Annotated in this window: 21 protein-coding genes; 16 read left to right on the top strand and 5 right to left on the bottom strand. The window is 53.6% G+C overall.

The features are described from left to right. Positions 1–3: 3 nt before the first annotated feature. From ACZ1HF_RS07020 to hisD, 4 genes are all read left to right on the top strand, one after another. Positions 4–1,062, top strand: coding sequence for an ABC transporter ATP-binding protein (locus tag ACZ1HF_RS07020; RefSeq protein WP_472656822.1), 1,059 nt, complete (start codon positions 4–6; stop codon positions 1,060–1,062). A gap of 91 nt (positions 1,063–1,153) precedes the next feature. Beyond that, positions 1,154–2,140 carry an aldose epimerase family protein gene (locus ACZ1HF_RS07015; protein WP_472656821.1) on the top strand — a complete coding sequence of 329 codons (987 nt, stop codon included), beginning with the start codon at positions 1,154–1,156 and terminating at the stop codon, positions 2,138–2,140. Between the two features lie 6 nt (positions 2,141–2,146). Then, a complete protein-coding gene (locus tag ACZ1HF_RS07010) occupies positions 2,147–3,589 on the top strand; it encodes an NAD-dependent succinate-semialdehyde dehydrogenase (protein WP_472656820.1) in 1,443 nt (480 codons plus the stop codon). A 144-nt stretch (positions 3,590–3,733) separates the two neighbouring features. Next, the gene (gene hisD / locus ACZ1HF_RS07005; RefSeq protein WP_472656819.1) at positions 3,734–5,041 is read left to right on the top strand and encodes a histidinol dehydrogenase; all 1,308 of its coding nucleotides are present in this window, start codon (positions 3,734–3,736) and stop codon (positions 5,039–5,041) included. A 36-nt stretch (positions 5,042–5,077) separates the two neighbouring features. Here the strand turns inward: hisD and ACZ1HF_RS07000 are convergent, their stop codons facing one another. Further along, a complete protein-coding gene (locus tag ACZ1HF_RS07000) occupies positions 5,078–5,407 on the bottom strand; it encodes a HesB/IscA family protein (RefSeq protein WP_472656818.1) in 330 nt (109 codons plus the stop codon). Positions 5,408–5,483: 76 nt separating this feature from the next. On the opposite strand from ACZ1HF_RS07000, the gene ACZ1HF_RS06995 reads away from it, so the two are divergent. The 9 genes from ACZ1HF_RS06995 (at position 5,484) to ACZ1HF_RS06955 (ending at position 13,560) form a co-directional block, all read left to right on the top strand. Further along, positions 5,484–6,632 carry a deoxyguanosinetriphosphate triphosphohydrolase gene (locus ACZ1HF_RS06995; protein ID WP_472658999.1) on the top strand — a complete coding sequence of 383 codons (1,149 nt, stop codon included), beginning with the start codon at positions 5,484–5,486 and terminating at the stop codon, positions 6,630–6,632. A gap of 248 nt (positions 6,633–6,880) precedes the next feature. Beyond that, entirely contained in the window at positions 6,881–7,150 is a 270-nt protein-coding gene (locus ACZ1HF_RS06990; RefSeq protein WP_472656817.1) for a bacteriocin immunity protein, read from the top strand. A 233-nt stretch (positions 7,151–7,383) separates the two neighbouring features. Further along, positions 7,384–9,126, top strand: coding sequence for an arginine--tRNA ligase (gene argS / locus ACZ1HF_RS06985; protein WP_472656816.1), 1,743 nt, complete (start codon positions 7,384–7,386; stop codon positions 9,124–9,126). Between the two features lie 86 nt (positions 9,127–9,212). Beyond that, positions 9,213–10,094 carry an SPOR domain-containing protein gene (locus tag ACZ1HF_RS06980; protein ID WP_472656815.1) on the top strand — a complete coding sequence of 294 codons (882 nt, stop codon included), beginning with the start codon at positions 9,213–9,215 and terminating at the stop codon, positions 10,092–10,094. Beyond that, positions 10,095–11,090: a beta-N-acetylhexosaminidase gene (gene nagZ, locus ACZ1HF_RS06975; RefSeq protein ID WP_472656814.1), complete on the top strand. Its 996-nt coding sequence runs from the start codon at positions 10,095–10,097 to the stop codon at positions 11,088–11,090. Continuing rightward, a complete protein-coding gene (locus ACZ1HF_RS06970) occupies positions 11,091–11,879 on the top strand; it encodes a segregation and condensation protein A (protein WP_472656813.1) in 789 nt (262 codons plus the stop codon). Then, entirely contained in the window at positions 11,869–12,516 is a 648-nt protein-coding gene (gene scpB, locus ACZ1HF_RS06965; RefSeq protein WP_472656812.1) for an SMC-Scp complex subunit ScpB, read from the top strand. Before ACZ1HF_RS06970 ends, scpB begins: the two co-directional genes overlap by 11 nt. A gap of 37 nt (positions 12,517–12,553) precedes the next feature. Then, complete coding sequence (locus ACZ1HF_RS06960) at positions 12,554–12,718, top strand: hypothetical protein (RefSeq protein ID WP_472656811.1); 165 nt, start codon at positions 12,554–12,556, stop codon at positions 12,716–12,718. A gap of 191 nt (positions 12,719–12,909) precedes the next feature. After that, positions 12,910–13,560 carry a hypothetical protein gene (locus tag ACZ1HF_RS06955; RefSeq protein ID WP_472656810.1) on the top strand — a complete coding sequence of 217 codons (651 nt, stop codon included), beginning with the start codon at positions 12,910–12,912 and terminating at the stop codon, positions 13,558–13,560. Positions 13,561–13,600: 40 nt separating this feature from the next. On the opposite strand, the gene ACZ1HF_RS06950 is transcribed toward ACZ1HF_RS06955, so the two are convergent. Beyond that, positions 13,601–14,626, bottom strand: a complete 1,026-nt coding sequence (locus ACZ1HF_RS06950; protein WP_472656809.1) for a fatty acid desaturase — start codon at positions 14,624–14,626, stop codon at positions 13,601–13,603. Between the two features lie 342 nt (positions 14,627–14,968). Between ACZ1HF_RS06950 and ACZ1HF_RS06945 the strand changes: the two genes are divergently transcribed. Together ACZ1HF_RS06945 and ACZ1HF_RS06940 are read left to right on the top strand one after the other, a co-directional pair. Next, positions 14,969–15,283 carry a hypothetical protein gene (locus ACZ1HF_RS06945; RefSeq protein ID WP_472656808.1) on the top strand — a complete coding sequence of 105 codons (315 nt, stop codon included), beginning with the start codon at positions 14,969–14,971 and terminating at the stop codon, positions 15,281–15,283. Positions 15,284–15,533: 250 nt separating this feature from the next. After that, positions 15,534–15,968, top strand: a complete 435-nt coding sequence (locus ACZ1HF_RS06940; protein ID WP_472656807.1) for a DUF1801 domain-containing protein — start codon at positions 15,534–15,536, stop codon at positions 15,966–15,968. A gap of 184 nt (positions 15,969–16,152) precedes the next feature. On the opposite strand, the gene ACZ1HF_RS06935 is transcribed toward ACZ1HF_RS06940, so the two are convergent. Further along, a complete protein-coding gene (locus ACZ1HF_RS06935) occupies positions 16,153–16,569 on the bottom strand; it encodes an SRPBCC family protein (RefSeq protein ID WP_472656806.1) in 417 nt (138 codons plus the stop codon). Further along, positions 16,562–16,888, bottom strand: a complete 327-nt coding sequence (locus tag ACZ1HF_RS06930; RefSeq protein WP_472656805.1) for an ArsR/SmtB family transcription factor — start codon at positions 16,886–16,888, stop codon at positions 16,562–16,564. The genes ACZ1HF_RS06935 and ACZ1HF_RS06930 overlap by 8 nt, the downstream gene beginning before the upstream one ends. A 113-nt stretch (positions 16,889–17,001) precedes the next feature. On the opposite strand from ACZ1HF_RS06930, the gene ACZ1HF_RS06925 reads away from it, so the two are divergent. Next, the gene (locus tag ACZ1HF_RS06925) at positions 17,002–17,454 is read left to right on the top strand and encodes an MmcB family DNA repair protein (protein WP_472656804.1); all 453 of its coding nucleotides are present in this window, start codon (positions 17,002–17,004) and stop codon (positions 17,452–17,454) included. Between the two features lie 142 nt (positions 17,455–17,596). On the opposite strand, the gene ACZ1HF_RS06920 is transcribed toward ACZ1HF_RS06925, so the two are convergent. Next, positions 17,597–19,528 (bottom strand): acyltransferase family protein, encoded by a 1,932-nt coding sequence (locus tag ACZ1HF_RS06920; protein WP_472656803.1) that lies wholly within the window; start codon positions 19,526–19,528, stop codon positions 17,597–17,599. Between the last annotated feature and the right edge of the window lie 250 nt (positions 19,529–19,778).

Genomic DNA, 19,778 nt, shown 5'->3' with positions numbered 1-19,778 from the left:
TACATGTCAGGTCTGACGATACGGAACGTAATCAAGCGCTACGGCGATGTGCAGGTTATGCATGGGGTCGATCTGGACATTGCTGACGGAGAGTTCTGTGTCTTCGTGGGCCCGTCCGGTTGCGGCAAGTCAACTTTGCTCAGGATGATTGCCGGGCTTGAAGAGATTACCGAAGGCAGCGTCAGTATCGGCGCGCGTGACGTGACCCGAATGGACCCGTCCGAGCGCGGCGTGGCGATGGTGTTTCAGACCTATGCGCTTTACCCGCACATGACGGTGAAAGAGAATATGGGCTTCGGCCTTAAGATGAACGGCCACCCTAAGTCAGAGATCGACACGAAGGTCGCCGAAGCTTCGCGCATTTTGAAGCTGGACGAATATCTGGCGCGTAAACCGGCCGCCTTGTCTGGCGGACAACGCCAACGTGTTTCTATCGGGCGGGCGATTGTGCGTGGTCCAGAGGTGTTCCTGTTCGATGAACCCCTGTCAAACCTTGATGCGGAATTGCGGGTCGAAATGCGGGTCGAGATTGCGCGGCTACACAAGGAAATCGGTGCTACGATGATCTATGTGACCCATGATCAGGTAGAGGCGATGACGCTGGCCGACAAGATCGTGGTGCTGCGCCTTGGGCGCATTGAACAGGTCGGCGCCCCGCTGGAGCTTTACCGCGACCCGGATAACAAATTCGTGGCGGGATTCATCGGCTCACCCGCGATGAACTTCCTGTCGGGCAAAATTGAAGGCGGTAAGGTCAATGTACCGGGCCTGCAGACAAGCGTTGCTGTGCCTGTGAACATGCCGGGCGACGGGATGGATGTGACCATCGGCCTGCGGCCAGAACATCTGACAGTTGACCCGAACGGCACCACCCATACGGTGGACATGACGGAAGCGCTGGGCGGTGTGTCTTACGCCTATCTGATCTCGTCCACGGGCGAAAAGATCATCGTGGAGGAGCGGGGCGATCTGCGTTCCAGCGCTGGCGATACTGTCGGGCTGAATTTTGACCCTGCGCGGGCAATGCTGTTTGACGGCCAGAGCGAACTGCGCATCCGTTAACAAATTCGTTAACAAAAGGTCGCGCCTTTGGCGCGGCTACATATTTTACGCCCGTAAGAAGGCAGCCGCCTGTTTGCTGTGAGGGGATAATTTGAATTTTGGTGAAATGTTTGACGGCACAGTGGTGCACCGTCACCGGATCGAGGGCGGCGGTTTAACGGCCCATGTGCTCAGCTATGGGGCTGTATTGCAGGATTTGCGGCTGGCGGGCCATGACGCGCCTCTGGTTCTGGGGTTTGAAGAGTTTGCGCCTTATCTGACAGATGGCCGTTATTTCGGGGCCGTCGTCGGGCGCTGTGCAAACCGGATCGGGTTCGGACGGTTCAGCATTGATGGGCAACCCTATCAGGCTGATCGTAATTTTCAGGACACGCATTCGCTGCACGGGGGACGTCTGGGCAGCGCAGATCGCAACTGGGCTGTGGAAGACGTTCAATCTGACCGCGTCACCCTGCGCCTTGATCTTGCCGATGGCGAGATGGGGTTTCCCGGCAAAATGGTCGCGCAGGTCACATATGCCTGTCTGCCCGGTGGTGTATTCGATATGCAGATCACCGCAGAAACCGATGCGCCTACATTGTGTAACTTCGCCCATCACAGCTACTGGAACTTGGATGGCAGCGCGGATACGCGCGACCACCTGATGCAACTTGATGCCAACAGGCTGACTGTTGTGGATGCGAATTTTATTCCAACGGGCGAGCTGCAAGATGTGGGTGGCACGCGCTATGATTTCAGGGTGGAACGCCCGATTGCGGATGATGTCTTCATCGATCACAATCTGTGCCTGTCTGATACGAAGAGCGAATTGCGCAAGGTGGGGCATTTACGCTCAACGGCCTCTGGCGTTGTGATGGGTATTCACACGACAGAGCCGGGTATGCAGGTTTATGATGGCTACAAGATGGATGTGGCGGTTCCGGGCTTGGGTGGGCGGCACTATGGCGCAAACGCAGGGGTTGCGCTTGAGCCGCAAGTCTGGCCCGATGCGATCAATCATCCGGGATTCCCCAGCCCCGTGCTGCGCCCCGGCGAGACCTATCATCAACACACGCAGTTTGTGTTTTCCAAGGATTGAAAGCAGATGAGCTATTCGAAATACCTCAAAGACACCAACCTGATTGCCGGCGTGTGGACCGGCGCTGACAGTGGCAAAACCATCGACGTCACCAACCCTGCCACGGGTGATGTGATCGGGACCGTCCCCGCCTGCGGTGCCGCAGAGACTGAGCGCGCGATTACCGCAGCCTCGGACGCATTTCCGGCTTTTGCTACGATGCCCTTGATGGAGCGGCTCGATTTGTTGTGGAAACTGCATGACGCGCTGATGGATAACCGCGATACGCTGGGCGAATTGCTAACGGTTGAGCAAGGCAAGCCCCTGTTCGAGGCGAAGGGCGAGATTGCCATTGGCGCAGGCTACATCCGCTGGTTTGCCGAAGAAGCCCGCCGCGCCAAGGGCGAGATCGTGCCTGCACCGGGCAATGGCCGACGCATAGTCGTGACAAAACATCCCGTGGGCGTGGTGGGCATGATCACCCCATGGAATTTTCCGTCCTCGATGCTGGCGCGCAAGATCGGACCTGCCTTGGCTGTGGGCTGCACGGTTGTTGCAAAACCTGCAACTGCAACGCCCTATTCAGGGCTGGCATGGGGCGCGCTGTGCGAAGAGGCGGGTTTTCCAAAAGGGGTGGTCAATATTTTGACCGGGTCTGCGCGCGACATCGGTGGTGCGATCATGGCAGACGCGCGTGTGCGCAAAGTGACTTTCACCGGCTCGACCGAAGTGGGCAAAGAGTTGATCCGCCAATCCGCTGACACAGTCAAGAAAGTGTCGATGGAGCTGGGCGGCAACGCGCCGTTTCTGGTGTTTGACGACGCAGATTTGGACAAAGCCGTCCAGGGGGCAATCGTCTCGAAGTTTCGCAATGCGGGGCAGACCTGCGTTTGTGCCAACCGGATTTATGTGCAGGCCGGTATCCATGACGCTTTCGTCGAGAAGCTGAAAACCGAAGTCGCCAAGATGAAGGTCGGCAACGGCTTGGACGAAGACGTCGAGCAAGGTCCGATGATTGATATGGACGCTGTTGAGAAAGTCGAAGAGTTCATCGCTGACGCTAAATCCAAAGGCGGCACGATTGCGCTGGGCGGCGGGCGTCATGGCAATGGGCAAAGTTTCTTTGAGCCGACCATTGTCACGGGCGCCACTCAGGCGATGAAGTTTGCCAAGGAAGAGATTTTTGGCCCGCTTGCCCCCGTCTTCAAGTTCGAGCACGACAAAGACGCGATTGCGATGGCCAATGATACGGATTTCGGGTTGTGTTCTTATGCCTACACGCGTGATCTAGGGCGGGTCTGGCGGCTGAATGAACAGCTACAATACGGTATGATCGGGATCAATTCAGGGCTGATTACAACCGTTGAAGCGCCGTTTGGCGGCGTGAAAGAAAGCGGGCTTGGTAAAGAAGGCGGCTCTCAGGGGTTGGAAGATTACATGGACACCAAATACACCGCCATGGATTTCTAAGGCGCTGAACTTCAGTCTGATTATCGTATCTTCCGAAGGGTGATTTCGGGGGTTCTGAAACGGCGGGATCGCGTGTCATAAGCCATTGCACGCGGACCGAGTTTAAACGATGGCTTTGTTTACAGAGTGTTACGAGGTGCCATCATGAAACATATCAAAGCCCCCGGCATTGACATGCAGGATGAAAACAGTCGCGTGCGCGATTTGGTCGAGCAGATGCTGACCAAAATCCGCGCGCATGGTGAAACAGCGGTGACAGATTACGCTCGTGATCTGGACAGCTGGACTGACCCTTTTGTGTTGTCGTCAGACAAGAAAGCCCAGTTGATTGATCAAGTGCCGGATCAGGCCAAGGCCGATATCCGCTTTGCACATACGCAGATCAAGCGATTTGCCGATGCGCAACGGGCCAGCTTGCAGGACTTTGATCTTCAGACCGAGCCCGGCGTCACCCTTGGTCAACGCTGTGTTTCGGTAGATTGCGCAGGCTGTTATGTGCCCGGTGGCCGCTATGCGCATGTGGCCTCGGCGTTGATGAGCATCACGACAGCACGTGCTGCCGGTGTGCCGTTTGTGGTTGCAGCCTCTCCGCCGCGAAACGGGGCGATTGAACCTGCGGTGGTCTATGCAATGGATTTGGCCGGTGCGGATCTGATCTTTGAGATGGGGGGTGTGCAGGCCGTCGCCTCCATGGCGATGGGATTGTTCGGCGCACAGCCTGCCGACATTCTGGTCGGACCCGGCAACGCCTATGTGGCGGAGGCAAAGCGGCAATTGTTCGGGAAGGTTGGTATCGATGTGATCGCGGGCCCTACCGAAAGCGCGGTCATCGCCGATGACACTGCCGATCCGATGAGCGTGGCAATTGATCTGCTAAGCCAGGCGGAACATGGCCCGACCTCGCCCGTCTGGCTGTTTACGACTTCGCCCAAACTGGCAGATACCGTCGCCCGGATCATCCCGAAGCTGGCGGATGACTGGCCCACGGGCGATGTGGCACTCCAGGCTTGGCAGGATGTGGGCGAGATTGTGCTATGTGACACGAATGAGGAAATGGCGCAGATTTCTGATCGCTATGCGTGTGAGCATTTGCAGGTTATGGCGCGTGGTTTGCCTTGGTGGCGGGACCGGCTCCGCAACTATGGCTCGCTCTTTCTGGGTGAGGGGTCGACCGTGGCTCATGGCGATAAATGTTCTGGTACAAATCATATTTTGCCGACCCGGCAAGCCGCGCGGTACACGGGCGGGTTGAATGTAATGAAATTCCTCAAAATCCTGACCTGGCAAGAGATCGCAATAGATGCGGACCCGACCATGTCATCTGTCGGTTCACGCCTCAGCAGGCTTGAAGGCATGGACGGTCATGCCCGCGCATGTGACTGGCGACTTCAGAAATTCGGGGCGCGCGACGACTGGGGATTTGAGGTGGCAAACCAAAGGCGGTACGACTGAAGCCGTCTCTTGAATTGTTAGGGCTTCAACGCAGGGTTACATCGAAAAGCTGGTTCCACACCCGCAGGACGACGTGGCGTTAGGGTTGTCGATGACAAACCGTGCGCCGATCAGCTCTTCGGTAAAGTCAATCACTGCGTTCTCCAAAAAGGGCAGGGACACCGCATCGACGACGACTTTCTCGCCGTTTTGCTCGAGGATCAGGTCGTCATCAGCCACATCATCGAGCTTGATTTCATACTGAAATCCAGAGCAACCGCCGCCTTCCACGGCCACGCGCAAAGCGTGACCTTGAGCATTTGCACCGATCTCGGCCAGACGCGCGAAGGCGCGGTCGGTGACTTTTGGGGGCAGGGCAAGGTCCATGGCAATACCGTCTCGAAACTGTTGCCTGTTTAATATAGGTGGAGGATGAGACAGGGACAAGAACGGACATATGACAATGCTGGCATCTTATGCCTGTAGACCTGAAGACAGCCGCGGGCGGCTTTATCCGGAAGAGGAAAGCACCTTCCGGTCCTGTTTTCAGCGCGACCGCGACCGCATCATCCATGCCAGCGCCTTTCGGCGGCTGAAACATAAGACACAAGTTTTTATCGAGCATGAGGGCGATTACTTCCGCACCCGCCTGACCCATTCGATCGAGGTTGCGCAGGTGGCGCGGACCCTGGCGGGCGTGCTGGGGCTGAATGCAGAGCTGACCGAGGCCGTGGCGCTGGCTCATGATCTGGGGCACACGCCGTTTGGGCATACGGGCGAAGACGCATTGAACGCGTTGATGATGCCCTATGGCGGGTTCGATCATAATGCACAGGCGTTGAAAATCGTGACCTCGCTTGAACGCCACTATGCGGAATGGGACGGTCTGAACCTGACATGGGAAAGCCTTGAGGGGATTGCCAAGCATAACGGACCTGTAACAGGTGATCTGCCTTTTGCACTGTCTGAATACTCAACACGGCACGATCTGGAGCTTTCGACCTATGCCAGTGCCGAGGCGCAGGTGGCCGCTTTGGCCGATGACATTGCCTATAATAACCACGATCTGCACGATGGTTTGCGGGCCGAGCTGTTCTCGACTGATGAGTTGGCGGAATTGCCTCTGGTCTCGGGGTGTTTTGCTGCGGTGGATCGGAAATATCCGGGGCTGAACTACTATCGGCGCAGGCACGAAGCGTTGCGGCGGTTTTTTGGGGTGTTGGTCGAGGATGTCATTACAGTCGCGCAGGGACGGCTGGCAGATTTGGCCCCGCAGACGGTGTCGGATATCCGGCACGCGGGACAATCCATGGTACAGTTTTCGCCCCAGATTTGGGCTGATTTGAAGGTGATCCGGGAATTTCTGTTTATCCGTATGTATCGCGCCGCTGCCGTGGTCGAAATGCGAGAGAAAGTGACAAAGGTAATCAACGAGCTGTTTCCTCTGTTTATGGAAGAGCCTGAACTGCTGCCCAAACAATGGCGTAAGGATGTGCAGGCGGCCGAAGGTGAAGTGGCTTTGGCGCGGATTGTGGCCGATTATATTGCCGGGATGACGGATCGGTTCGCCTTGCAGGAACATGAGCGCCTGACCGGACGTGCGGTTGTGTGATCCTGCGGTGTCTTCTCAACCCTTCGTGTTGAACTTCAGATAACTTTGACTGTCACGTCGAAAACTGCGCAATCATGTCATGGTGTCAGTTGGGCAAATGGCGGCTTGGAGCCCACAGTCGACACTGACAACCTGGCTTTGAAACGACAACGGCGCTCACACCAATCTGGATCATTGCCGGGAAGTTATGTAAACTGAGGCGATAGCTGCGTAAACAAATTCGATAACACCAGTTAGGAAACGAAGACATGCACGAAGCGATGAAAAAGAAAAGCCTGGCCGATTTTACTCGGGCTGAATTCTTAAAATTCGTGGATGATATCAGTCGTGTATTAGAACCGGGAAACAATGACTTATGGGTCGATCACTTTATCGAACTAGTTCCGCACCCAGCAAGTAGTGATTTACTGTACTGGCCTGAAGAAGGTGCCGACGATAGTCCCAAAGGAATTGTCGCCGAAATCGAGCGCTACTGCACGCAAAACAGCTTACCATGCTTTAGCGATACTGTATCGTGAAGCCTTGGGATCTTATAGCCGATTACAATGGCAGCCTCTCCGCACACCGGGCCTTAAGTCAGAAATGATCGACCTTTAGGTCAGCTTTGTATGACGGAAGGTGTTTAAAACCCTAGTCTATCGGATCATGTGAAGTCACACATCTGCGACGGTCCACGCCTTTGGAGATAAAGGATGGGGGTAGACCTGCGGGATGTGCGTGTTAAACCGCGCGCAGATCAGAGGTGAGTGAGATGAACCTGTTTACAGATATTCGTGCATTGGTCATCGCGTCCCTGGATGCGATGGTGGCTGAGGGTGTTTTACCCGAAGGGCTGGATTTCACCAATGTGGCGGTGGAGCCGCCGCGCGATGCGGCCCATGGCGATATGGCGACGAATGCGGCCATGGTGCTTGCCAAACCCGCGGGCATGAAACCACGCGACATTGCCGACGCGCTGGCCGCACATCTGATGGCTGACACGCGCATTACATTTGCCGAAGTGGCGGGGCCGGGCTTTTTGAACCTGCGGTTGGACGCAGGTGTTTGGCAAGGTGTCGTGAAAGCAGCACTTGAAGATGGCGTTGCCTTTGGCCGCTCTGGCATGGGGGCAGGGGCTAAGATTAATGTCGAATATGTCAGTGCCAACCCGACGGGGCCTTTGCACGTAGGCCATACGCGTGGCGCTGTGTTCGGGGATGCACTGGCCAGCCTGCTGTCTTATGCGGGCTACGATGTCACGCGCGAATACTACATCAACGATGGGGGCGCGCAGGTCGATGTTTTGGCGCGGTCCGCTTATTTGCGATATCTCGAAGCCCATGGCCAAGAGGTTGCGTTCGAGGATGGAACATATCCCGGCGATTATCTGATTGCAGTGGGCGAAGCACTGAAGGCCAAAGTCGGCGACGCATTCGTCGATAAGGGTGAGCAGTTTTGGCTGGAAGACGTGCGCGATTTCGCCACCGATGCCATGATGACCCTGATCCGCGAAGATCTGGCGGCATTGGGCGTCGAGATGGATGTCTTCTATAGCGAAAAATCGCTTTATGGCACGGGTCAGATCGAGGCTGCGTTGAAGGCGCTTGATGACAAAGGCCTGATCTATGAAGGCGTGCTGGAGCCGCCTAAAGGCAAGAAGCCCGAAGATTGGGAACCGCGCAAACAGACCCTGTTCAAATCAACGGATCACGGCGATGACGTGGACCGGCCGGTGAAGAAGTCAGACGGGGGTTGGACCTATTTCGCCCCCGATATCGCTTACCATTATGACAAGATCGAACGGGGCTTTGACGCTTTGATCGACGTGTTCGGCTCTGACCATGGGGGCTATGTCAAACGGATGAAAGCGGCGGTTTCGGCCTTGTCTGACGGCAGGGTGCCCGTTGACATCAAGCTGTGCCAGCTTGTGCGACTGTTCAAGAATGGCGAACCGTTCAAGATGTCGAAACGGGCGGGTACGTTCGTGACCTTGCGCGATGTGGTCGATCAGGTTGGGCCGGATGTGACACGGTTCGTGATGCTAACACGTAAGAATGACGCACCGCTGGATTTCGATTTTGACAAGGTCACGGAACAGTCGAAAGATAATCCGGTTTTCTATGTGCAATACGCCCATGCGCGGGTCTGCTCGGTGCTGCGCAAGGCGGCAGAGGCCAGCATTCAGGCCGATGATGCCACACTGGCCGCGCTGGACCTGTCGGGCAACACACACGAGGCCGAGCTGGCCGTTGCCAGAAAGCTGGCTGAATGGCCGCGTTTGGTCGAAATCGCGGCCCGCACTCATGAGCCGCATCGCATTGCGTTCTACCTCTATGAGTTGGCCGGAGAGCTCCACGGTTTGTGGAACCGGGGTAATGATGTGCCGGAACTGCGCTTTTTGCAGGATGATGCGGCTACATCGCAGCCAAAAATTGCCCTTGCCCGTGCCGTTTCCATTGTTATTTCCGCAGGTCTTGGTATTCTGGGCGTAACTCCGGTTACTGAAATGCGCTGACAGATAACGATCTGCGCTAACCGCGAGTAACGAGCAGGCAAGCGATTGGACCATCCGGCATGAAAGCCGGGGGCAGAGAGGCGGATATGGCAGGCGTTGAATTTGACGCATATGAAGCAGGCGAAGGGCCTGCGGCGGGCGGCCTGATGGGCCGGGTTCTCAATTTATTTGGCGCAGCAAGTGCTGTGGCCTTGGTGATCGGGTTGGCGGTCTGGAGCTACCAGTTGACGGTCCGTGATGTAACGGACGTGCCTGTGATCCGGGCGTTGGAAGGCCCGATGCGGATTCAGCCGGAAAACCCGGGCGGACAATTGGCTCAACATCAAGGGCTGGCCGTCAACAATGTGCAATCGGCAGGTGAGGCCGAGGGTCCCGCGCCACAGGTTGTTCTGGCCCCTGAACCGATTGATCTGAATGCGGACGATGTGATCCAGACTGCCGTGTCTGAGCCGGAAGACGAGTTGCAGGAAACGCCCGTTTCGCTGAAGACTGATTTTAGTGATCCGATTGCCGACGCTTTGACGCAGACCGAAATTCCGGATCCGGTCGAGCCGGTGGAGGTGGCGCAGCTTGCCTCGACGATTGATCCATCTATTCCCGGTGTGAAAGACTCACCCCGTCCCGGCCAGCGTCCAAAGCTGAACCTTGCAGCATTGCGCGCAGCGGGTGAGGTTGCGGCTTTGCCGGTTGAGGACGTAACGCCTGCGGATGTGCCCTCGGGCACACGCCTGGTTCAGCTTGGGGCCTTTGACGACATCGAGACGGCCAAGGCTGAATGGGACGAGATCGCATTGCAGTTTGAAGAATATATGGAGGGCAAGAAACGCCTGATCCAGCAAGCTGAAAGCGGCGGGCGCAAATTCTATCGGCTGCGGGCTGTCGGGTTTGACGATCTGAATGCATCGCGCAGGTTCTGCGCTGTTCTGGTTGCCGATAATGCACCGTGTATTCCCGTTGTTGCCCGCTGAATGGTTTCAGGGGCGTATATTTTTGGCTGCGCAGGCACGTCTTTAAGCGCCGAAGAGCGGAAATTTTTCGCAGATAGCCGACCCTGGGGGTTCATCCTTTTCGCGCGAAACATCACTGACCCGGCACAATTGAGACGCCTGACGTCTGATCTGCGTGACAGCTTGGGATGGGACGCGCCTATCCTGATTGATCAGGAAGGGGGCAGGGTGCAACGAATGGGGCCGCCCCATTGGCGGCAATACCTTCCAGCTTTGGATCAGGTCGCGGCAACAGGCGCACATGCCGAACGTGCCATGTATCTGCGCAACCGCCTGATCGCGTCCGAATTGCACGCCGTCGGCATTGACGTGAACTGCGCGCCCTTGGCTGATGTGATCCGCCCGGAATCCCACCCTGTTCTGAGAAATCGGTGTTATGGCAGCGATGTAGACACGGTTGTGACGCTCTGCCGTGCATGTGCGCAAGGCTTCATTGATGGGGGTGTGCTGCCTGTGCTCAAGCACATCCCGGGCTATGGCCGCGCTGTGGTGGATGGGCATAAGGACCTGCCCACTGTAGATATCCCGCGGGTCGAGTTGGATGCGGTGGATTTCGCACCATTCAAACAGCTTGCGGATTTGCCAATGGGCATGACGGCCCATATCGTGTTTCCTTGCATCGATGATAAGCCAGCAACAACCTCTGCGGTTATGATGCAGATGATCCGCGATGAGATCGGCTTTACCAATCTGATCATGACGGACGATATCTCCATGGAGGCCCTGTCCGGCACTATTGCAGAACGGTCCCGTGCATCGCTGGATGCAGGGTGCGATCTGGTACTGTATTGCAATGGTGATATGGCCGAGATGAAAGTGGTCGCTGAAACCTGTGGCCCGCAGCAGTCCGATACGCAAAGCCGCGCAGATGCAGCACTGAAACATCGCAAATCACCAACAGAGATTGACATTTCCGCGCTTGAAGACGAACTTTCCGCCCTGATTGGCGGGATGTGAATGTCGGACGAAGATTGGGATGAAACGGATGTTGAGGCGCGGCTGGCGGCCGAAGCCCTGATTGTTGATGTGGATGGGTTCGAAGGGCCGCTTGATCTGCTTTTGACCCTGTCACGCACGCAAAAGGTCGACCTGCGCAAAGTCTCGGTTCTACAGCTGGCCGAGCAGTACCTTACCTTTATCGAAAAGGCCAAGCAGTTGCGGCTGGAACTGGCGGCGGATTACCTTGTGATGGCCGCTTGGCTCGCCTTTCTCAAATCCCGCCTTCTGTTGCCCCCGGACCCATCCGAAGAAGGCCCATCAGGTGAAGACCTTGCCGCGCATCTGGCCTTTCAGCTGGAACGGTTGTCTGCCATGCGTGAGTCGGCTGCAAAACTGATGGCGCGTGACCAATTGGGTCGGGATTTCTTTGTCCGGGGTATCCCCGAAGATGTGACGCGCCTGCGCAAAGTTACTTATACCGCGACGCTTCTGGATCTGATGCAGGCCTATTCCCGCATCCGAACCAAGGATGAATTTCGTCCCTTCACGATGGACCGTGAAAAGGTCTTTACCATGGAACAGGCGCTGGATCGCATGCGTGGCATGATCGGCTATGCCGGTGACTGGACAGAGCTGATCAGCTACCTGCCCGAAGGGTGGGAGATGGACCCGGCAATGCGCCGCTCTGCCACTGCCGCCACCTTTGCGGCCTCGCTTGAGTTGGCAAAAATCGGCCAGATCGAGCTGCGCCAAGGCGAGATTTTCGCGCCCATCCAGATACGCAAGAGAGCAGAGAATGGACGATAGTCAAAACGAAACCCTGTTTGAAGCGCCCCCCATGGCGGAACAGGAGCGCATGATCGAGGCGATCCTTTTTGCCACGGCAGAGCCTGTCACCTTGCGTGAGCTTGAGGCGCGGATGCCCCATGGCTCTGACCCGGCAGAAGCGCTGGTGCATCTGAGGAAACGCTATGAGGGACGTGGTGTGCATCTGGTGTGTGTGGGGGATGCCTGGGCCATGCGCACCGCGGGGGATTTAGGCTTCCTGATGCAAAAGGAAACGGTTGAGACCCGCAAGCTGTCGCGCGCGGCCATCGAAACACTTGCCATTGTGGCTTATCATCAACCGGTGACGCGGGCTGAGATCGAGGAAATCCGCGGTGTTAGCGTCTCGCGCGGGACCGTCGATCAGTTGATCGAGCTGGAATGGATCCGCTTTGGCCGTCGCCGCATGACGCCTGGCCGCCCCGTAACCTATGTCGTCACACAGAATTTTCTGGACCATTTCGGGCTGGAGAACGCGCGCGATCTGCCCGGCCTGAAAGAATTGCGGGCGGCAGGTCTGCTCGACAATCGCCCCTTGCCCGGTGCCTCTGTCGCTACGGACGAGGATGACGATGAGGACGAAAGCCCAGAAGGTCAGAACGAGCTGTTTGAGGATTAGGGCAGACGCGTTATATTAACCGTCAGGAGGGCCATTCATGGACCGGATCATAAATATGATCATTAATCAGGTGATCAGGCGTTTCATAAATCTCGGGATCAACAAGGGTATGAACACCATCTCAAAACGCACGCGTAAAGGTGATGAACCCCCTGCCCAAAAAGCTGCCGCTGATAGTGAAAACAGACAAAACAGGCGTTGAAGCGGGTATAGCGGCGAGATCAACTGGCTGCTGGACGTCATCGCGCCGAACCAGAAGACGACCGCGTCGGTGATCGTAAACTTCAAACAAGTGGTGAAGGACGGCGATCTGCGGCTGCACCCGATTGTGACTCGGTTGGTGGGCGCGGAGACATTGGAGAAGATGGGTGCGAGTAAAGTGGGAGAAAGTAGATGAGCGAACATGTTTGGGTGAGTACTGCGCCGGGCAATATTGCTGCAGAGTTTGGATTTGGTTGGTCGGAAGTTGAGTATTCCATGGATCAGATACATGAACTGAGTCAGGCGATGATGCTTGATAGTGAACAGGGGCTACCGCTTTCACGAGATCGTTTTCCCGAAGTTCTGGAAACGAATTTAAAGCCGACAATCGGCGACGCGCACAACTCGAGATTACCAGAAAAACTGCCGCACTATGTTAAGTGGATTTGCCCCGTTGTGTCCAAACACGTCGCCGAAGTGATGCGGCAGTTCGATGTTGGTCCGAGTCACTTCTATCCGGTTGAAATGCGTAGAACGGATACTGACTCTTCTTACGGGCAGGAATTTTTCATACTAAACATCGGTGTGGCTAAAAACACACTTGTTCCTGAAGAGTCACCAGCAGCTAAACGGCGCGGACCAAAGACCAACCCATATTATCGCTTAAGCGCTTTTGAAGATGACCAGATAACAACGAGGTCGACCGCAATGGTTGGCCCTGACATCTGGGTCGATCCCATCGTGAGTGGTGGCCAGTTCTTTGTGAGCGACCGATTGTATCAGGCTCTGGATGTTGTGAGTTTTGCTGACACATTTGAGTTTATGCGCTGCCGCGTTCTGTAATAGTATCTAATATAGCTATATCCCACTACAAAACCAACGATCAGGCAACCGTTTTGGCCTCGGCAAATGACAGCAATTTCCTGCTTTTTTCATCCCACAGATGCAGCCGTGCGCTTTGAAGACTTTGTTTGATCGTCATACGATTGCTCAGCGCCAGGTCATTGTGGTCGCGTAGCACCTCGGGCAGCCGGTAGAACGGAATGCGGCTATACAGGTGGTGAACATGGTGTATGCCGATGTTGGCGCTCAGCCATTGCAATACAGTTGGCAAGACGTAGTGCGAACTGCCATGCAAAGCCGCATCGTGCAGGTCCCAGTCCGCATCCTCTTCCCAATGCGCGTCTTCAAACTGGTGCTGTACATAGAACAACCAGACGCCTGCCGTTGCCGCAAGAAGTGTGGAAGGTACGAAGATCAGCAAAATCGGCATCATCCCTCCAAAATAGAAGATGATCGACAGGACAATAAAGATAACAGCGTTGGTGCTCATAGAGCTCACCCAATACTTAGCATGGTTGGTCAGACCCAAAGGCAATCTATTTTGCAAAAAGAACAGATAGCCCGGTCCGAGACCAAACAGAACCAGAGGGTGGCGATATAAGCGATACAAAAAGCGTTTTGTGGGGGACAGCTCTCGGTATTCTCTCACCGTCAACGTGTGTACATCACCCATTCCCCGGCGTCCAAGATTGCCAGATGAACTGTGATGCATGGCATGTGAACGTCGCCAGACATCATATGGTGTGAGTGTAACCACACCGAGAATCCGACCCAGCCAATCGCTCATAACACGGCTCTTGAGGAATGCGCTGTGTCCACAATCGTGCTGAATAACAAATAATCGCAACAGGAAGCCCGCGTTGCACAAAGATAAGGCTAGCGTCAGCCAGGCACTGATAGACAAAGCGTACCACGCCAAAGCCCAAAGCAGAAGGAATGCGCCCAAAGTCACGGCAAGCTCAAAGCTGCTTCGCAGAACATTCGGTTCACGATATTGGGACAGGACTTTAACCCAATTACGCGCTGGGTTCATGTCATCTGGAGAAGCGCTACTTTTATGGGTCATGCGTTCACTTTTGATCGTTGTTTGGGGGACTGTTAGACGAAAACTGTAAATAATCAACCAGCGAAACCATCTGGATCATCTGACCACAGCACTCGGACCAATTTTGCATCGTAAAAATTTGGATTATGCTCAATAAGGGCGGTGCCCAGCGTTCGACAGAACCTGCGAAACGCATCGTTTGACACAACAAAACCCGGGATTAAATATCTGGCTCTGTCAAAGGGCTCAAACCAGCAATTCAAGTCTTATGCAAAAGCGCCCATATCTTAGAAAATCCAACAGCCGGTAGACATGAGCCTGCGATCTCCTATATCATGTTTTAGGCTGTATAGAGGAGTCGACATGCCAGACCATATCAAGTTTCTGTTGAAAAATGCAGCTATTGGCGCAGGGGCTGCTTTGGTTTTTGTGGCGCTTCTGTGCTGGTTCAACGTGGTTGGTCTTTGGCATCTTGTGACCCATAACCCGGAAGGGCCGCTGGCACTTGTCGTGATGAGCGTGTTTTTCATCATCACATTTTCCAGCGTGCAGATGGGGCTTGCGGTGATGGGGCTGCGCGACAAAGACCAAGAGGATGACAGTGATCCCAATGGTGGCATGAACCGGTGCGATCTTTTGATCCCGATCCCGGTTCGGGATGATCATCCCCGCCGTTAAACCTGCTGCGGGTGACGGAACCACCAAACAACCGTTGGGGAAGCTTATTCCCGAGGACCTGTATATACAGGTGGGCGCCAGATAAACGAACCAGGATCCGAACAGAGCCAGCTCCCTCGGAGTTGCTTAAGGCCACTGGAATGTAGTCCCCATGATACGAGAAGGGCAGAACCGTCACGACACAAATAGGACCGGCTGCAAGCCATAGCAAGGGGCTGTATCAAAGCAACCGCAAGCATGAGTGAGCCACATGACCAAAGGCCAGAATAAAACGCAGCCATCAGCGCAGCCCGTGCAGGATTTCGTGGCAGGTATCGCGCACAAAATCCGCCGTGAAGACAGCGCGCGCCTGTTGACCTTGTTTGATGATGTCACCGGCTGGCCTGCCCAGATGTGGGGCGCATCGATCATCGGGTATGGGCGGTATCATTATAAATACGAAAGCGGTCGTGAAGGGCAGTTCATGGTCACGGGATTCAGCCCGCGCAAGGCGTCTCTTTCGATCTACATTTTGCCAGGGTATCGCAACCTCGGTGACAAGCTATCCCGCCTTGGCAAACACAAGACCGGTAAAAGCTGCCTCTATATCAATAAGCTGGCCGATATAGATCTGAGCGTGCTGGAAGAAATCGTGGCCGATGGCGTGGCCTATATGAAAGCCCATTACGAGACATTCGAGACATAAAGCACCTTGGCTTGGGCAGGCATTAGCAGGGGTTTGAGCGCTCTGATTGGCATTATGGCCCTCATGTTAAGCGTCAAGTATGTTTAATTTTTCTGACGTGACGCTGACTTAAATTTTAGCGCTCAATGATTCAAAAGTGGGGCGTGGCATGCGCAAACGACGCAGCTCTCTGACGTATAGCCCCCTAATCCCCATGGGCGTCCGCCCGCAGGCGCGCCAGATGCTCGTCCCAGCCTTTGTCGAGCGCTAGGGTCAAATCGAACGCATCCGTCCCTTGTGGCAGGCCGGAATGTTCGAGTGACAAACGCGTGCCGCCGGGGACATCTTCAAGCGTCCACTTGACGGTGCTTATGGCCTTACCCATCGGCTTGATGGTGAAGGTGTATTCCAGATGTTTATGCGGGGTCGCGCGGATCACCTTGCCCCACATCAGTTTGTCACCGCTTTCGGTGCCATACATGGCGTAATCTGCGCCGTCTTTCAGGGTCTCGGACGGCTTGTGAAACCAGATCGCAAGCTTGTCAGGGTCCGTCAGATACGCCCAGACCTGTTCCTTGCTGGCTTTCAGATAGATTGATTTTTGCAGGATCGTGTCAGTCATTGGAAGTGTCCTTTTCAATTGCAGTTTTCAGATCAGAGAGGCGCGTATCCCAGAACTGGTCGAAATAGCTGAACCAGTCGAAGATCGGGCCAAAGCCATCCTTGTTAAGTGCATTGACCCGTTCGCGCCCGCGGGCTTCTACAGTGATCAGGCCACCGTCGCTTAGAACGGTGAGATGCTTCTTGATCGCTGCACGGGTCATGTCAAAATTCTGCGCAACTTCAGCGATGGTCATATCCGTTTGCGCCAGATGGCGCAGAATGTCGCGCCGGGTCGGATCGGCAAGTGCGCGGAATGTCGGCTGTTCATCTGGGGGCATAGTCAATCCTTATATAGTACCTTTTGGTATCATTTATATATGAAACTAAAAGGTATCATGTCAAGTGGCATCCTGATCTTGACTTTTGTTTCCCTTTTGTTCATGTTTATGACATGCCTGACGATCTGTCCCTCCAACCCGGTCAGTTTCTGGCGCGGGGTGTGTGCCGCCATCTGCTGAGCCTTGGATTTTCCACGGTTGAGGAATTCACGCCCGACAGGGGTTTGCGGGTGGATGTCATGGGGCTTGGCCCCAAAGGCGAACTGTGGGTGGTGGAATGCAAATCCTGCCGCGCGGATTTCCAGACTGACAAGAAATGGCAGGGCTATCTGGACTGGTGCGACCGTTATTTCTGGGCCGTGGATGAGACTTTCCCGACAGAGCTTTTACCTGACAATACAGGATTGGTCATCGCTGACGCTTATGATGCGGAAATTATCCGTATGGCCCCTGAAGACAAGCTGGCGGCCGCCCGTCGAAAATCGCTCACACAAAAGTTCGCGCGTCACGCGGCGCTGAGATTGCATTCACTGCGCGATCCGGATTTTGCGCAGCCTTGGGTATAACGATTAGAGAGCACTATTTGAATAAGAACGTTCTGCGTTTTTGCGTGAGATTGAGTTGAACTTGGTGTTCTGGTGATATGAACGGTGCTGTCTAGTCTCCAAACCTGTGCCCTTTTTGAAACGGTCTCTGGTGTTGGTGGCCTCATGTTTCGGGCAAACCGGCAGCTCCAATTTCTGGAATGAGCTTTTCTCCAAATCTTTTTGCACCAGTTGTGGTGAAATGACCGTAATCTATAAGTCGTAGCGTTCCGTCCGATAAAATCGGTTGGCAAATCTCGACACGACAATAGATCGCGGTTTGATCCACAAAATGGAATTTTGCTTCTTTGTAAGATTTAGCAAACGAGGCCTTTTTCGAATAAGCTGCCCTTTCTGTATCAAACTTAAATCCAAGTTGCTGTTCATATCGTGCATTATAGAAGAGCTTCTCCGCGAACTCAGGGTACTCAGGTCTGCTAGAGAAAATATGAACTTTACTACCAAATTCGCCCCATTCACGAACCAGAGCTTCGCCAAGAGCATCGCCTGCTTCAACCCTTTCTACAAGCAAAATAACATCAGGTTTTACTTCTCTAACCTTCTCTTTAGCAAAGGCAAGTAATCTACCGTAATTCGTTTTATTGGTTTCAGCATTTTCAATGACAAGCGGCATGTCGTTTGCGGTGACTTGATAGATTGCCAAATCATTCAATCGAAGGCTGTTTGCAACATCTACCGCATGACTGTCCCCTATAACAAATATTTTGGTTTTATTGAGCTTTGCGCCACGAATTTCATCAACTTCATCTGGCGTACAATTCCAGTTTTTGATGTAGCGAGATGTGTCGTCATAATCAGTCGGGTTTATATGATCGCATGTTTTATGAAATGAAATGCTGCGCCGTTTAAGCTTGGCCGTATAAATCCGAAAAATTGTCTCTTGCGCTTGTTCATTAAGGCTGGGTTTAACAAAATTATTTGAGCCCAGAACCGACATTCCTGTAAACATCACTATGGATACAGTCGAAAGCGTAAAGATCGTTTGCCGCGTCATTATTTTGGAATTTCGAAAAGTGCGTTCCACAAAGTAGTAGGAAAAATAAGAAATACATATACAAAGGCCGATCAGAATATTAAAGACGGCAAAACTTGGCTCCTCAAAGCTGCGTATACGCGCAAATGCGAATATTGGTTGGTGGAATAAGTAAAGGCTGTAACTGATTAGACCCAATGCTACAAATGGGCGCCAAGATAACATGCGTGCTGCAAGATTTTCATTGCGTGCAAAAATAACTATTAGACCGGTGCCCAGCGTGGGTAGAAGGGCGTTGTAACTGGGGAAAGGTGTTGTTTCATCGAAGGCGAAAATGGCGTAGAAAATTACAGAAAGCCCGATGAGAGCTAAAAGGTTATTCGGTTCTATGTGCCGCTTACCTAGCAATAGAATCGCACATAATACGCCAAAAATTAATTCCCAAGCGCGACCAAAGATAAGGAAATATGTTGCATCAGGATCTGCGTCATGAGTTAAAATGCTTATACAGATACTGGTTGCTCCGATTAGAAATAGGAAAATTGTGAGGGGCATAATCCGCTTGTTTATCGAAAACAATATAATGGCTACTAATGGAAAGATGAAATAGAACTGCTCCTCTAGAGATAAGCTCCACATATGCAAAAGCGGCTTAGTTTCGCTCGCCAGCCCAAAGTAGTCTGTAGTGCTGTAGAAATAAAAGTTAGCGAAAAATAGAGTGCTCGCCATAATGCTTTCGAAAAATTCAGTGAATTTCTGAGTGTCAAACCAAAGAAATGCAAAAGGTAGGCAAAGCGCCATCATAAAAATGCTGGCTGGCAAAATACGCCTTGCCCGTCTCTCGTAAAAACGAGCTAGGGAAAACTCTCCAGTATTCATTTCTTTGAGTATGATCGTGCCAATTAAATATCCGCTGATAACGAAGAAAATATCTACGCCAATAAACCCACCTTCAAATGATTTATATCCAGCATGTGCAAAGATAACGGGAACGATTGCAAAAGCTCTCAACCCATCAATTTCTGGTCTGTATTCAGTAAATTTATTCGCCAATGTGCTCAACCCACCTTATGTGCCCACTTGTACCGGGGTTTTCACACTTCTTTGGTGTGTTGTTATGAATCTTTCGTTTTTAATACCAGTTTTCGAATATGGCGTCATCTTACTGAGCACCTTTCTGCCGAAATCGGATCAGTTCTTTAAGGAATCCAGAGCTGTGAAGCGGCTGTTACTCTTTCGATTTATCTAAGATTACAATTATTTGCACTGAATTATTGTTAAGTCACGCAACTGCACCATTAGACCAGAGCGC

This window comes from Litoreibacter sp. GN1-5 (genome assembly GCF_055693805.1).
The sequence above is the reverse complement of the archived record's forward strand: the minus strand, read 5'-3'. Positions and strand labels throughout refer to the sequence as shown.